Here is a 16923-nt window from a genome sequence, read left to right as displayed (position 1 = left end):
AGACTATTAATAATAATGGAAAAGTTTATACTTGCCCTGGATCAGGGCACCTCAAGCTCCCGAGCTGTTATCTTTGATAAGAAAGGAAACATTGTTTCCACGGCCCAAAAAGAGTTTACCCAATACTTTCCTGAACCAGGATGGGTAGAACACGACCCCATAGAAATTTGGTCTACACAAGCTGGAATGGCGGCAGAAGTAGTCACTAAAAGAGGGCTTAGTGGCGCTAATATAGCGGCCATAGGTATTACTAACCAGCGCGAGACCGTTGTGGTCTGGGACAAAATAACAGGAGAGCCTGTTTACAATGCCATTGTTTGGCAAGACAAACGTACTTCTGATTACTGTGACACGCTTAAAGCTAATGGAAAATCGGACCTAATAAGGGAAAAGACGGGGTTAGTTATTGACTCCTACTTTTCGGCAACAAAAGTAAAGTGGATTTTAGACAATGTAAGCGGTGCAAGAGAACGTGCCGAAGCAGGGGAATTACTATTTGGCACCATAGATTCTTGGCTAATATGGAAAATGACACAGGGTGAACTCCATTTAACCGATGTTACCAATGCCAGTAGAACACTTATTTTTAATATAAATACTTTGGAATGGGATCAAGAGCTCTTGGACCTGTTCACCATTCCAAAGAATATGTTGCCCCAAGTAAAACAATCTAGCGAGATATATGGTCATTCGCATCCCAATTTCTTCGCAACAAGGATTCCTATTGCTGGCATTGCGGGTGATCAACAAGCGGCTCTTTTCGGCCAAATGTGCACACAACCTGGAATGGTAAAGAACACCTATGGTACAGGTTGTTTTATGTTAATGAATATTGGAGAAAAACCCATTATCTCCACCAATAACCTCATAACTACCATTGCATGGAAAATAAATGGCAGAACCCAATATGCACTGGAGGGAAGTATTTTTATCGCCGGAGCGGTAGTTCAATGGTTAAGGGATGGCCTTAAAGTGATAAATAACTCTTCCGAAGTGGAAAAATTGGCCAATTCTGTCTCCAGCTCTGACGGCATATACTTTGTCCCAGCTTTTGCTGGTTTAGGCGCCCCCCATTGGAACCAAAAGGCACAGGGCACCATTTTTGGACTTACCAGGGGTAGTACTGACGCCCATATTGCAAGGGCCGCATTGGAATCCATAGCATATCAGACCATGGACATTTTGAAAGCCATGGAAGCCGATTCAGGGGTAACTATTAAAGAACTAAGAGTGGACGGGGGCGCTACGGTCAACAAACTTTTGATGCAATTTCAGTCCGATGTCCTAAATACCAAAACCGTCCGCCCCAAAGTGGTGGAAACCACCGTAATGGGCGCCGCATACCTAGCTGGCTTAGCCGTTGGATATTGGAAAGATTTAGAAGAAATTCAAAAAATATGGCAAACCGATGTCCATTTTTCACCCACTGAAGAACAGACTGAAATAGAAAAAGGAATTAAAGGTTGGTACCGGGCAGTTGAGGCTCTTCAGTATTGGACAGAACAAAAATAATAACCAAATATAAAACTATCATGACTCCATATATAGCAGAAATTATCGGCACCATGTTATTAATCCTTTTAGGAGGTGGTGTAGTGGCCAATGTAGTATTAAATATGACCAAAGGCCAAAACAGTGGGTGGATCGTTATAACCACAGGCTGGGCATTAGCAGTTTATGTAGGCGTTGTGGTTGCCTCCCCTTACAGCGGTGCACATCTTAACCCCGCGGTAAGCATAAGTTTGGCCGTAGCCGGCCTATTTCCCTGGCTCGAAGTTCCGTACTATATTTTAGCCCAGTTTATTGGCGCTATGATTGGGGCATTCTTGGTTTGGGCAATGTATAGAAAACACTTTGAAGCAACTAATGATAAAGGTTTAAAAAAAGCGGTATTCTGCACCGATCCCGCAATCCGGGATACCAGCGCCAATTTTATTAGCGAAGTAATAGGCACATTCGTTTTAATATTCGCGGTGCTCTATTTTACGGATGCTACAATTATGGACAAGAATACCGTTATAGGGCTTGGATCTTTAGGGGCACTACCAGTTGCCTTTGTGGTCTGGGCCATTGGACTATCATTGGGAGGCACAACGGGTTATGCCATTAATCCAGCTAGAGACCTAGGTCCCAGAATCATTCATGCCATTTTACCAATAAAAGGCAAAGGGAACAGCGATTGGAGCTACGCGTGGATCCCTGTAGTAGCACCTATTTTGGGAGGTACTTTAGCTGCGCTACTGATGTTAGCACTTTCCTAATATTAATGCAAGTCCCTATTTAAATTGAACCAACTAAATAAAGAAAAAATTCAGAAGCACCCCCCTCAACCAAAACAGAATACGCTCTACATCATTAAATTATGATTTGCTTCGTTTTATTTCATATATAAGATAATTTATGTATTATTGATATCTGCTTAATATAAATCGAAACCATTATAACCTATTTCAACAGTCACTACAACTATGATATTGCTTAAAAACATAAACACGTAGGGTCCAACTATTTTAAATGCAACCGCCAGTGATAAAGGAGGAACTTAATGTTAGCTTAATATTTAGAATGAACCAAGGACCTAATTTTGGCCCAGAATTATTAAATAATTAAATTCAAATGAGAGAAATTAACCAACTAGTTACGCTACTGGTGTTATTTACCATAACATCGTTTACGTATGGACAAACGGTTACAGGAACTGTTTATGCCGATGGAAATCCATTACCAGGAGCCACGATCTTAGAGAAAGGCACCAACAACGGGGTTGTTACCGATTTTGATGGAATCTTTAGTTTAAAACCCACAAAAAAAGAAACTAATTTAATTGTTTCGTTCATAGGATATATCACCCAAGAGGTAACCACCAAATCGGGAGAACGTCTAGAAATAATCATGCTAGAGGATACAAATGCCCTGGATGAAGTGGTTGTTACAGCACTTAATATTACCAGAGAAGAAAAGTCCTTGGGTTATTCCATTTCTAAAGTGGAAGGAGAAGAAATAAATAAAGCGGTTACCGGTAACTGGCTAAATGGTATGTCCGGAAAAGTTGCCGGCTTAACTTTTGATCAGGCTGGCACGGGCCCAAGTGGATCTATGAGAGTAACCTTAAGAGGAGACCAATCTTTGAATTATGGAAGCAACGAAGCACTTTTTGTAATAGATGGTGTTCCAGTTACTTCAGGAGCAACGGCAACAAAGAGTGTAAGTAATTATGCGCAGGGCGATGCACCAATAGATTACGGTAACGGAATGAGTGATCTTAACCCCGATGATATTGCCTCCGTTTCGGTACTTAAAGGTCCGGCTGCAGCTGCACTATATGGCTCAAGGGCAGCCAACGGAGCAATTGTTGTCACTACAAAATCGGGTAGGAAAAGTAAAGGCCTAGGGGTATCGGTAAGTTCTTCGGTAACTTTTGAACAAGCAGGGTACTTTCCCGATTTTCAAAAAGAATACGGTAATGGTTCCGATATGGGGTCTGGAGAATATTCTTTGTGGGAACTAACTCCCGAAATGGCCCCAGACGGGGTGGCCGTACCAAGACGTTACTCCCGCTACACCTTTGGGGAAAAATTTGACTCAGGTAAATTACGCTATTTATATGCGTCTAAAAACTGGGACACGGGCGAGTTCTCCAAATTACCATGGGAATATCAAGACGACTGGTATACAGGTCTATTCCGCACCGGTTTAACCACTAGTAACACCGTTAGTCTTAGTGGCAGCAATGGAAAAGGCACCAGTACCCGATTTTCAGTAACAGATTATAAAAACGATTGGATACTTCCAAATACAGGTTTCGATAAAAAGACCATTTCCTTGGCTTTTAATACGCCCATAAGCGATAAAATAAAGTTCAATACTAAAATCAATTATTACTTAAAAAGTAGTGACAACATGCCCGGAGGTGGATATAGTGCCAGTAATCCAATGTATGCATTGGTCTGGGGCTTTAATGTTAACAGTATAGATGCTTGGAAAGAAGAATATTTTGAAGGACGCTATAATTACGCCAACTGGGCCGCACAAGGGGAAGATGGCCAAGGATTGGTATATCCATCTACCAGTGGCTATAATCCCTATCGAACCTTATACGAAGCAACTAATGCATATGATAAAAATAGAGTTTTCGGAAGTGTAGGACTCACATTTGACATAATGGAGGGATTAACCTTAGACGTAGGTTCTGGATTGGATTGGTCGGATGAATTCCGTACCCAACGGAGACCATTTTACACCGATGGATATCAAGACGGATTTTATAGGGAACAAACTGTTAGAGTCATAGAAAACAATAACGATTTTATGTTGCGTTATACCAACAATAATATAGCGGACGGCCGTTTTGGACTATCAACTTTTGTAGGAGGTAATAACAGGATCAATGAGTACTATAATAACAGACTCACTTTGGACAAACTAGGGGAAGAGGGAATCTATCATACTTCCAACCTTCCAACGGGAGTAATTCCGGAGCCCTACAATTACCGTAGTAAAAAAATTGTGAACAGCTTATTCGGGATGGCCTCACTTAGCTGGGACGACACCTATTTTGTTGATATTACAGGGCGTAATGATTGGTCTAGCACCCTATCCAGAGGTAACTGGTCTTTCTTCTATCCCTCGGTGGCTACGAGTATTCTTATGGACAGAGTACTGGATTTTAAGTCGAATGTACCATGGATAGACTTTACTAAACTAAGATTCTCATGGGCAAATGTAGGGAATGATACATCGCCCTATTCCTTAGATCAATACTATGGAAACTCCTCCTACCCTGGCGGATATACGTTGCCAGGTACTATTCCAGATCCATTGATCAAACCTGAAAATGTGGAAAGTTGGGAAGCGGGAATCGAAGCCAAACTTTTCAAAAATCGAGTGTCATTTGATGTTACTTGGTACCACTCCTCTACTACTAACCAGATTGTTTCGGTAGACGTAGATCAAATTACAGGGGCAACTGGGATGAAGATCAATGCCGGAGAAATTACCAACGAAGGAATAGAGGTATCGGCAAATTTTGCTCCGGTCAGAACCCAAGATTTTGATTGGTCCTTTGATCTGACCTGGTCAAAAAACAAGAACAAACTGGTAAGTTTACAAGATGGATGGGATCCCAATGAGCCTTTGCAAACAGACATGGGGACTACCATTGGAGGACGTACTTACATTTATTCCTATGTAGGTGAACAAATGCACGTAATCTATGGAAGAGGTTTTCAAAGAGCACCCGAAGGTTCAGTGTATACAGATGAGAATGGCCAACAGGTAGACGCTTCAGGAATGCATCTTGTAAACGCAGACGGATATCCCATTTTAGACGAATCACCAAATCGTAAAATTGGAAACGTAAATCCTGATTGGAGAGGAGGAATGACTCAGCGTTTTAGGTACAAGAACCTATCCTTAACAGCAGCCTTTACAGGGCAAATGGGAGGAAATGCCTTTTCCGTAACCAACTTTGCCCTTTCCTATCAAGGAAAGCTAAAAAACTCTTTGGAAGGAAGGTATGATGGATTGGTTCACCCTGGGGTAAATGTTGTAAATAACAATGATGGATCCGTGAGCTATACCAAGAACAATACCGTAACCCAGAGTATTCAGACGTATTACAACTCCTATATTTGGAATCGTAACAATACAGAGATGAATACATTTGATACTTCTTATTTAAAATTAAAAGAAGTAAGACTGGACTATCAATTACCAGAGCGTTTCTTGCAAAAAACAGATCTATTTCACAGTGTTAGTCTTGGAGTCTATGCCACCAATTTAATTACGATAACAGATTTCCCACAATACGATCCGGATACAGGAATGGTAAATGGATCAAATATTTATAAAGGAATAGAATCCATGTCATTCCCTATGACAAGATCTTATGGTTTTAATGTAAAATTCTCATTTTAAACAATCAGGAAATGAACAATTTGAAAAAAATAATATTAATTGGATTTATAGTAGGAGTCACTTTTGCCTGTACATCTGATTTTGAGGAGATAAATACAAACCCGAACAGAACAACAGTTGGGGAAATACAAGCAAGTGGCATGTTTGAACCTTTGCTTTATAATGGTGCTAACGCTTGGATGAACTATTCTTGGTATTGGAATAATGAGCTTGTTCAATTTACCGCATTTACGGGTGGAACTACCCGTCAAGAGCACCGGTATTTTATTAGTGACGGGAACTGGCAGAGCGTATGGAACCTTTATACCAGATATGCCAATAATGCCTTACATATGTATGATATGAGCATAGAGCAAGAAGAACGATCATTGGAGGCTATTGCTTTAACACTAAAGGTATTATATATGTCCAATCTTACGGATATGTTTGGTGACGTTCCATATTCCGAAGCCTTTACTGCGCGAAAAGCAAATGGTACCACTAAACCGAAATTCGACCCCCAAAAAGAAGTTTACCTACAAATGTTTACAGATCTTATGGAGGCTAATGAAATTTATGCCACAAAGCCAATTTTTGCAAAACCTGCCTTAGATGGGATGTATAAGGGTAACATGGAACAATGGAGAAAATTTAACAATTCGTTATATCTAAGATTACTCAATAGGGTTAGTGGCCGCAGCGAAATGAATACGGGCACAAAAATGACCGAAATCCTTAACAATCCAGACAAGTTTCCCATATTCACTTCCAATGCAGATAATGCCACGGTTACCTTCTCTGGAAATGATCCCTATCGCAGTCAGTTTTCTGATAGTAACGAAGGAGACTTTACCAGTTCGGGCAGAAAATTAACCGAACAACTCATTAAGATGACAGTAGTTAGCGATGATAATGGCAATCAAACCTACGAAGATCCACGCCTTCCCATTTATGGAAAAAAGAATCCAAACATCAATGTGAATCCAAATAATTTGTGGAAAGGTACCATAGCTGGGGTTCCAGAACAAGACCAGAGCACAGCAGACCGTGGTTCCTCATGGCTTAACGCAGCAGTATTTGTAAGATCGGATGCGCCTGGAACCTTTATGGACTATGCCGAAGTACAATTTATTTTAGCCGAAGCCGCCTTAAAAGGAAGAATTCCTGGTGGCGAATCAGTTGCCAAAACTCACTACGAAAACGCGGTAACAGCATCTGTGGAAAAATGGGCGGAATTGGGACAATATAGTGAGGTTCCCATAACGATTACTAGTACTGATATCACTACTCTACTTTCCTCTGATCTAGCATCTTGGGACAATGCTACCAACAAAGAAGAATTGATAGGAAACCAAAAGTATTTAGCCCTTTTTTGGATCGGGATGGAAGCTTATCATGAATACCGCCGCACTGGATATCCCGAATTAACCATTGGAAGCGGAGCAGTTTTTAACGATTATATCCTTCCAACTCGTTTTGCCTACCCAACCACAACTATGGCTACCAATAATGAAAATGCACAAGCGGCCTTACAGCGAATGGGTGGGGACAATACTATGAAAACACCCGTATGGTGGAGCAAACAGGCCATTGACGAAGGAAAATAACAACCGTAAAAAACAGAAAGCATGTATACTAAAAATAAAATATCGAATAGAAGAATAGGGTTGTTGTCTGTATTGGCCCTTTTCTTTTTACCCTTAATCTTTACCGCGTGTAATGATGACGATACCGAATTTGTGGGAGATCCTTTTTTCATCATCGAAGAAAATCCGACCGGACTTGCCGTGGGAGTAAGTGGCGATACAAAAAGTTATGTGGTACGTTCCAACCGTCCTTGGCAAATTGTGCCGCAAGGAGAATCACATTGGGCAAAGACCTTCCCAATTGAAGGTAAAGATGATGGTATTTTTAAAGTTATAATATCAGAAAACGACACCTTTGATCCCCGTACCATAAACTTTGTCTTTGTGGTTGATGGGAAAGAGCAACCCCTACTTTTTCGTGTAGATCAGGAAGCTAATGTACCTTATATCACCCTTGATGATGAAGAAAAGGGAATAGCTGTCCCATCGGCGGAAAGCGAGTTGAATATTCACGTAAAAGCAAATGTAGAATGGATCTATACCCTTGAAAATGGTAGCTGGCTCACTGAAATAGCGGTCTTGGAAAATGGCATAAAATTACGAGCAGAAAGAAATAGTGGAGAAGAACGCTCCACTAAAGTGAAAATTAGCTCAGCACAACATCCTAGTCTAGATAAGGAAATTGTTATTACCCAATCTGCAGGGAATATTATTTTAGAAGAAAACTTTGATTGGCTAACTTACGGAAGCACCATATTCTATGATACCTCAGGTGAGAAAAGAATGGACAGTTGGACCTCAGACGAGAAAGAACGAGGATGGACCAGTACAGAAAACACCAACTCTAGTAACCAACAATTGGTGTATGCACGTACCGGTTTTGTAAAGTTAGGCAAAACCAATTATGGAGGGGATTTAACTTCTCCTACATTATCCAATTTGGAACAAACCTCAAATGTCCGGGTAACGTTTAAAGCTGTCCCCTACCAAACAAAAGGAGGAACACGGGATACCAACACCCTTAACATTGAGGCACTTGGTGCTGGAACCCCAAGCGTAAACTCACTAACAATTGACAATTGGCCAGATTATGATGCCGACCCAGAATGCACAGAAGTATGGCAGGCAGAAACAGCTAAATATGAGTTCATCATTACTGGTGCGGATGCGAGTACACGTATAAAATTACTGGGCGGAGCCTATGACCTAAGTAGTGCGTCACCCAATAAGAACCGTATTTTCATTGACGATATCAAAGTAGAAATAATCGATTGATAAACTAACTTGAAATGAACCAAACAAGAAGAAAATTTATAAAAATAGGTGGGTTATCAACCATCGCTGGGCTAAGTGGAATAGGGCTGGTATTTTCTAGTTGTGACAATAAGGAATCAATTGATTTTGATGATAACAACAATTTAAATATTACTGGGGTATCTATCCCACCAAGTCTAAATGTTAAACAAGGGGGGACCATTACACTCACAGGGAAAGGATTTAATATGGGGGATAAAATAAAATTGACCTCCACGCTCGACACTGGTTTATCCTTCAATAACGACGTTACTTCTGTAGGTGATGGAACCGTAACCTTTTCGGTTCCCAATGGGTTAACTACCGGAAACTATAAAATAAATGTAGAACGAGGAGCTGAGGAATTAATTTTAGGTGCGGTGCTCCTCAATTTAATGGCCAATACCGAAATTCCAGATATTGAAGGCATGACAGTAAAAGGAGTGGTGTACTCGGAAGGAAAAGGTATTCCGGGGGTGGTCGTATCCGATGGTTATGAGGTAACAGTTACCGATGAGGAAGGGGTATATTACCTCCCCTCCTTAAAGAAAATCGGATTTGTATTCATATCTATTCCGGGAAACTACGAAGTGACCAATGAGGGGAAGGCTCCTCAATTCTTTAAGCGCCTGAGCAATAACAGCACTGCAATTGAACAGAAGGATTTTTCGCTGATCAAAACAAACAACGATAAGCATGTGGTTATTCCTATGGCAGACTGGCATTTGGCAAATAGAAACAACGATATAGACCAATTTACTGGGACGGTTTTACCCGATGTAAATACAGCTATCGATCAATACTCAGCCGACGGCACCAAAGTTTATGTCCTAACCTTGGGAGATATGACTTGGGATACCTACTGGTACAACAATGATTTTGGGCTGAATGAGTATATCCCTTATATGAATATGCTGAACTGCCCTGTCTTTAACGTAATAGGTAATCATGATTATGATCCTTATTATGCCAATGACTGGGAGGCAGAAAATAAATATAGGGATGTATTAGGTCCTACCTATTACTCCTTCAATCTTGGAAAGGTACATTATGTTGTGTTAGACGACGTGGAGTATATAAATACCGGCGGAGCCATTGGTACAGTTGGCGATCGTAATTACAAAACCAATATTAGTCCAGAACAAATAGAATGGTTAAAAAAAGATCTAGCAGCTATTACAGATAAAAGCACACCCATTGTGATTGCCATGCATACACCTTTGTATAGAAGGCCAACACTGGATGCCTATGGTGACCAAGTAAATAATCATGCGTTGGACAATGGAAGCACTCTAATCAATTGCTTAAAGGATTTCTCCACTGTACACGTGTTATCTGGACATACCCATGTGAATTACAGGATAGAGGAGGAAGAAAATATTATGGAGCATAATACCGCAGCTATATGTGCTACATGGTGGTGGACGGGCAGAAATGGTTATGCTGGGAACCACATTTGCAAGGATGGAAGCCCTGGGGGTTACGGTATTTGGCAAATGAACGGGAAAGATGTTCAATGGCGGTATAAGAGCATAGGTTATGAAGAAGACTACCAATTTCGCTCCTATGACCTGAACCAAGTTCACATTACCGCATCAGAGTTTGCCCCTAACACTACAGAGGAAACGCTTGCGCCTTATGCCGGACCGTATACGCAAAAAAATGTAAACAACGAAGTGTTGATTAATATATGGGGCTACGATAGCCAATGGGAAATTGAAGTAACTGAAAACAATAATAAACTTAATGTTACGCGGGTAAATACAAAAGACCCCTTACATATAATTTCCTATGACGCTTTACGGCTTAATGTTGGAGCCACCCCAACGGGCGCTTTTGTTACGAACGATACAGCACATTTATTTAAAGTAACGGCCTCGGCTCCCAGTACTACACTAGAGATTAAAGTGACCGACCGTTTTGGCAACGTGTATACAGAAAACATGGTGCGCCCAAAAGCTTTTTCTTTAAATATGAGTTGATCCTGAATTATCAAAAAGAATCTGTTCGAATTAAACACCCATAGGTTAGCCATTAACCCGTTAAAAAGTAAAGATTAATTTGCCATTTAGTACCATATAGGATTCGTTCTTTAGAAAAGTTCAGACGAGAATCCTTAATTTTCCAAAAATAAATTAAAAAAAGACATGACGACAATATTTTCAACCAATAAAAAGAGTAAAGGATGCGGTATATTTCTAATTTTCATCCTTCTGTTTGGCAGTTGCGCAGTGAAGAAACAGAATCCTGTTATTGCCCATAGAGGTGCATGGAAAACCCAAGAAATTCCACAGAACTCTATTGCTTCCTTGCAAGAGGCCATTACATTGAAATGTTTTGGCGCCGAATTCGATGTTCACCTTACCAAAGACAATGTTCCAGTGGTAAATCACGATAAAGACTTCTTAGGGATTGACATTGAAACTTCTACCTATGAAGAGCTGTTAGTAAAGGATCTTCCAAACGGGGAGAAAATTCCAACCTTGAAGGCTTATTTAGAAGAGGGCCTAAAACAGAAGAATACCAAATTGATCTTAGAAATTAAATCGGCGCCTTCCGGTAAAGAAAGGACCCTAAAATTGACCGAGTTAGCTGTTGAAATGGTCCATGAATTAAATGGGCAGTCAATGGTAGAATATATCTGCTTTGATTACGATGCAGGTAAATTGGTCAGTCAATTAGATCCCAAAGCAGAGGTAGCCTATTTAAATGGTGACAAAACTCCTGCGGAAATCAAAAAGGTAGGTTATACAGGGATCGACTACAATCACAAAGTTTATAAAAATAACCCAACTTGGATAAAAGAAGCACAGGATTTAGGGCTTAATGTCAATGTTTGGACCGTAAATAAAGAAGAGGATATGAATTTCTTTTTAGAGCAAAAAGTAGATTATATCACCACGGATGAACCAGAACTACTTTTTAAGGTTCTTAGTAGAAAATAACGGAACTCTATAACAATTACGGAAATTAATATTTTTGGGTGTTTTGAATATAGAAAACCAATTAATTAGCGCCAATAACAAGCACACCTCAGCCTCACAGTATGATTAGATCAAGTATTCTTAGAAATATAGGAATTTCCTTTATTATACTTAGTACGAGCTGCGGCAGTCGGTTAGATAAGATATATGAACCCACCTTAGTTGGCACCCCTCCTTATAATGCCTTTATTGGCCTAGTACGTTTAGATAATGGGGAAATTCGTCATTACAACTATGGCGAAGGTAATAAAGAAGACCACTCATTTTATATCAGAAGCCAGGATAACGGATTTACTTGGGACACCATACAAGTGGAAAACAAGTGGATAGGAGCTGATGTAAAAAGTCCTATAAGTGGAGAATATATCCGCTTGGAAACAAGTGAAAACGGTGTATTGGCACTCCGTTCTAACGGAAGTATCGATGGAGATTGGACGAAGAGCCTGGTTTATGAAACCAAAGAAGGCGAAGGCAGTTATATTATGTTAAAACCGCCTGTTACCATTAGGAAAGGTACACGCATCCTTGTTGGTGCCCACAGCACTGCACGTTTTGGATGTGGTGTTTTCTATTCCGATGACGATGGGGATAGCTGGAAACGTTCTCAGTTTGTTCAGTCGCCCCATCACCAACCAGGAGGAGTTCATTTAGGTAAACGATGGAACCATGGTGCTGTAGAGCCCACAGTTATTGAATTACAGGATGGAAGAATATGGATGATAGCCCGGACGGCACAAGATGAACACTACGAAAGTTTTTCTGAGGATGGCGGTGAAACATGGAGCGAATTAACACCCTCTCCATTTTATGGAACCATTACAATGCCAACGATGAACAGACTGGTAGATGGTCGATTACTTTTTATTTGGAACAACACCACCCCATTACCGGAAAAAGAAGGAAATGATGGTGTTTGGGAAGACGTATTCACCAATAGGGATGTATTGCATGCCGCTATTTCTGAAGATGACGGAAAAACATGGAAAGGTTTTCGAGAGCTAATCCTAAACCCTAACAGAAATGATCCCGACTATGGAGAAGCTGATCAGAGCTTAAGCTTGGATATGAGCGTTCACCAAACACAGTCTGTTGAATTACAAGGCGGTAAGATATTAGTCTCTCTAGGCCAGCACGCAGAACATAGAAAAATGTTATTATTTGATTCAGAATGGCTCAATGAAACAAGCAGAGAAGACAATTTTTCTACAGGATTGGAAAACTGGAGTACCTTCCTTTACAAGAAGGGAATTGTTGGTCATTGTGCTTACAATAGAGATAAAGGAGCTCATTTAGTTGCAGACCCAGAAGAACCTAAAAAGCAAGTCCTTAAAATTGTTAGAAAGGATAGTGAAGACCTGGAAATAGCCAACCAAGGAGCAGTATGGAATTTCCCTGCTTTGCAAAAAGGTCGCTTTAAAACTTCGGTATATATTCCTGAAGGCAGCCATGGGGGAAGAATAAGTCTTAATGACCGCTGGTTTAATCCATCTGACACCACCGCTTATAAGTTTGCCATGTACAATTTTGCAATAAAAGAATTGCAACCAAACCAATGGCAAACCTTGGTTTTTAATTATGATCTTTCCGGTAAGAATAAGAATTGTATTGTTACGGATGAGGCCGGAAATGAAATAGCCACTTTATTTCTAAACCGAGAAAGTATCCACGGTCTTAGTTATGTGCATTTTATTTCAACTGCCCGGCAGGAGGATAAACAGGGCTTTTACGTTGGATATGTTAGGAGTGGACCTAGTTAGAAGGTGGATCAGCTTAAATACCTCAACGCTAGAGCTATTAGCATCTGAAATTTGCGTTTATAGCAAAACATAAATCAAACTGCTTTACTGAAAAAATATGGTGAAAAGCAAAAGAGAGCTTTTCCTATAGAATTTGCATTGTCAAAAAATTAAATGTAAAAATTTAACTACAATTAAAAGGTTGTTTATCACTATAGTAGAAAGAAAAATAATATAAAAAAATTACTTCACTATCAATTAACCAAAAAATTAAAATGCCTATGAGATAATGTTATTATGAAGCTAAACTAAAAAATTATAACCAGAAGATGTAGTAAACACCCTCTGCTAGTATTCTATTATCTAAACAAATTTAATAACCAGAACACTATTTAATGTATGAGAAATTATAATGATTATGTAACTCGTATAGGGATTCCCTTGCGATTTAAACTTAAAATTCAGCTATCAACTTTAGTCCTGTTATCTCTTTTTTTTCAAATTCAGGCAAATTCAGATTTAAATCGCACGGAAATAGCATTGACTTTAAACAATGTTTTAAATCTTAAAGGGCAACCTATACAATCTAAAGTATCGGGAACGGTCACTGATAGTAAAGGAGAACCGATCGCTTTTGCCAATGTGTTGGTTAAAAGTTCTACCGTGGGAACTGTTACCAACGAATTTGGATATTATGAGATAATGGCTCAAAGTGATGCTACCCTTATTTTCAGTAGCATGGGGTACAAGGAAAAAGAAGTACACATACAGGACAAAGACATCTTAGATGTCATTTTAGAAGACGATGTTGAAACCTTGGACGAAGTTGTTGTCTCGGTAGGATATAACGCCATAGAAAGAAAACATCTTGCATCCTCCATTGCGGTGATGGACATGGACAAGATTAGTTCTAGGCCAATTGTTAAACTAAATGAAGCTTTTAGCGGTACAATACCCGGAGTGACACGTATGCAAGGAAACAATTTACCTGGCAGCTCTGGAAGTGAGATCTCCATTAGAGGATTGAGCACTTTACAAAATGCGTCACCATTAGTAATAGTGGATGGCATGGAGCAATCGTTAAACGATATTGATCCCAATCAAGTCAAGAGCATTAGCGTTTTAAAAGATGCGGCGGCGGCTTCCATGTATGGTTCTAGAGGTGCTAATGGGGTAATTATAATAGAGACCAATCGTGGTGCCACAGGTGAATTTAGGGCGGAAGTACACACTTGGCTGTCTGTGCAAGACCCTACAGATACTCCCAATATAGTAAATTCAGCCGACTACATGCGCTTAAACAATGAAGCCAGAAAGATGCAAGGGCAAACTTTATTGTATTCAGAAGAGGACATTATGAAATCCCAGAATGGGGAGTTACCAAATGTGAATTGGTTTGATGTGGTAATGAGACAAAAATCTCACTCTTATAATACCTCGGCAAATATCTCCGGTGGTGGCGGTGTGGGTACCTTTAATCTTATGTTAGGACACATTAAGGAAAATGGATTAAATGTAAATGAAGGCACAGAAAAATTTAGCGCCCGCTTCAATACCAATATCAATATGGGAGATAAATTTGTTCTATTGGCTGATTTTTATGCCCATAGGTTACAAGTAGACCGACTTTATATGAACGATGACGGTCATGGGTTATACCAAAGAGCCTGGTGGATGAATCCTACCCAAGATGTATTTTATGATTCAGAATTAAAGGACCATTATATGTTGCATAACAATAACATGAACCCTTTAGCTCGTATTATGGAGGGAGGACTAAGAAACAATCTTCACGATAGAAGCACCATTAACCTTAGGCCACGTTATTACATTAATGACAAACTGCACATTGCAGCCAATGTGTCCTATATGATGAACAAATCTGCTGGTAAACATAAGCGGGAAACGTTTAAATTCTATGATGGAGACGGAATACCTGTAGAAACATGGGGGCATACGGTAGGCTCTTCCCAAGGCGTTAGTGAAAGTCAGATTACTGCCCGTGCTCTTTTAAATTATGAAACCCAATTAAGGGGCAACAAGGATCAGATCTATCTAGTTCTAGGGACTGAGGCTATGAACTATACCTATTCAGATTATAGGGAAATATCTAAATCTTCTTTCTTTTCAAAATTAAATTACTCCTTCGAAAATAAATACCTTTTAGAAGGTACTATCAGAGCAGATGGCAGTAGTAAGTTTGCACCCGGCAACAGATGGGGCGTATTCCCTTCTGGATCTATCGGTTGGAATATGCATAACGAACAATTTATGTCTTCCTTAAAAAACCAAGGGATAGTAAACAATTTAAAATTAAGAGCTTCTTATGGAAAAATTGGAAATGAAAATGTTAGCCCTTACTTATGGGAGGAAATTGTGAATAATTGGGGTTGGACCATGAGGGTTCCTAATCTTTCTTTTACTTGGGAAAAACAAAAGCAAGTTAATTTAGGATTTGACCTAACGCTTATGGACAATAGGTTAGATATATCTTTTGACACCTATAAAAAAGACTCGTATGACTTAATATATTCCAATTTTCCAGTCCCCCCATTAACTGGATCACTGTCCTTAGAATCTTCAGTAAACATTGGGGAGGTTCAAAACAAAGGATGGGAAGCCTCTGCTAAATGGTCCGATAAGATTGGAGATTTCTCCTATAGCATAGAAGGAATGGTTTTTGACAATAAGAACAAAGTGCTAAAAGCAGGTTATTCTCAAAATGACACCTTAATCTTTAAAGGAAATAATGATAAAATTTGGTACCGTGGGATAGCCGTGGACAACTATTATGGGTACAAAAGTAATGGCTATTTCCAGACACAAGAAGAAGTGGAGGCTACAGAGGCCAAATTGCCCAACACTATACCTGGAGACATAAAATATGTAGATCAAAATGGGGATGGAATTATCAATGACGAAGACAAAATTAATCTTGGGGATCCTTTTCCTCATATGAATTATTCTATCAATATAAATATGAGATATAAAAACTGGGACTTCTCCATTTTGGGTCAAGGCGTTGGTAAACGATTGGGGAGGTTAAACGGAATGGAAGGATATCCAGTATTGGTAGATGGTTCCAGTAACAGTTTAGGAACACCACGAGTTGAGTATATGAAAAAACGCTGGACACCACAGAATCCGAATAGTAGATTTCCTAGAGTCTGGACCGGTTCTAGCCCTAATGCCGTATTAAGTGATGTCTGGTTAAGCGATGCTGCATTTTTTAGATTTAAATCTATTCAACTTGGATATACGATTCCATCCTTGGGTAATAGTATTCGAAATATCCGAATATATCTGAATGCTCAAGATGCTATTACCTTCACAAAATGGGAGGGTCTAGAACCAGAAAGAAATGGCGGTAATGGCAATTATCCAAAAATGGCAACCTATACCTTAGGCGCCAAATTAACCATATTTTAA

General features: G+C 39.7%; 9 protein-coding genes. All 9 read left to right on the top strand.

All coding sequences use genetic code 11. The features are described from left to right. The first annotated feature begins 15 nt into the window (after nucleotides 1-15). The 9 genes from glpK to G466_RS0100520 all read left to right on the top strand — a co-directional run bounded on the left by glpK (nucleotide 16) and on the right by G466_RS0100520 (nucleotide 16923). Nucleotides 16-1512, top strand: a complete 1497-nt coding sequence (glpK, locus tag G466_RS0100560; RefSeq protein ID WP_026811875.1) for a glycerol kinase GlpK — start codon at nucleotides 16-18, stop codon at nucleotides 1510-1512. Between the two features lie 20 nt (nucleotides 1513-1532). Further along, entirely contained in the window at nucleotides 1533-2261 is a 729-nt protein-coding gene (locus G466_RS0100555; RefSeq protein WP_026811874.1) for an MIP/aquaporin family protein, read from the top strand. A gap of 355 nt (nucleotides 2262-2616) precedes the next feature. Continuing rightward, nucleotides 2617-5916: a SusC/RagA family TonB-linked outer membrane protein gene (locus G466_RS0100550; protein ID WP_034234300.1), complete on the top strand. Its 3300-nt coding sequence runs from the start codon at nucleotides 2617-2619 to the stop codon at nucleotides 5914-5916. 11 nt (nucleotides 5917-5927) lie between these two features. After that, nucleotides 5928-7502 carry a SusD/RagB family nutrient-binding outer membrane lipoprotein gene (locus G466_RS0100545; protein WP_026811872.1) on the top strand — a complete coding sequence of 525 codons (1575 nt, stop codon included), beginning with the start codon at nucleotides 5928-5930 and terminating at the stop codon, nucleotides 7500-7502. Between the two features lie 21 nt (nucleotides 7503-7523). Further along, nucleotides 7524-8756 carry a BACON domain-containing protein gene (locus G466_RS0100540; RefSeq protein ID WP_026811871.1) on the top strand — a complete coding sequence of 411 codons (1233 nt, stop codon included), beginning with the start codon at nucleotides 7524-7526 and terminating at the stop codon, nucleotides 8754-8756. A 14-nt stretch (nucleotides 8757-8770) separates the two neighbouring features. Further along, on the top strand, nucleotides 8771-10756 hold the full coding sequence (locus G466_RS0100535; protein ID WP_051315471.1) for a calcineurin-like phosphoesterase C-terminal domain-containing protein: 1986 nt from the start codon (nucleotides 8771-8773) through the stop codon (nucleotides 10754-10756). A gap of 165 nt (nucleotides 10757-10921) precedes the next feature. Continuing rightward, entirely contained in the window at nucleotides 10922-11719 is a 798-nt protein-coding gene (locus G466_RS0100530) for a glycerophosphodiester phosphodiesterase family protein (RefSeq protein ID WP_084418660.1), read from the top strand. Nucleotides 11720-11820: 101 nt separating this feature from the next. Further along, entirely contained in the window at nucleotides 11821-13515 is a 1695-nt protein-coding gene (locus G466_RS0100525) for a sialidase family protein (RefSeq protein ID WP_026811868.1), read from the top strand. A 378-nt stretch (nucleotides 13516-13893) separates the two neighbouring features. After that, nucleotides 13894-16923 carry a SusC/RagA family TonB-linked outer membrane protein gene (locus tag G466_RS0100520; protein ID WP_084418658.1) on the top strand — a complete coding sequence of 1010 codons (3030 nt, stop codon included), beginning with the start codon at nucleotides 13894-13896 and terminating at the stop codon, nucleotides 16921-16923.

Origin of the sequence: Arenibacter certesii DSM 19833 (genome assembly GCF_000429545.1) — a bacterium.
GTDB classification, from domain to species: domain Bacteria; phylum Bacteroidota; class Bacteroidia; order Flavobacteriales; family Flavobacteriaceae; genus Arenibacter; species Arenibacter certesii.
This window is presented reverse-complemented; position numbering and strand designations above follow the sequence as displayed.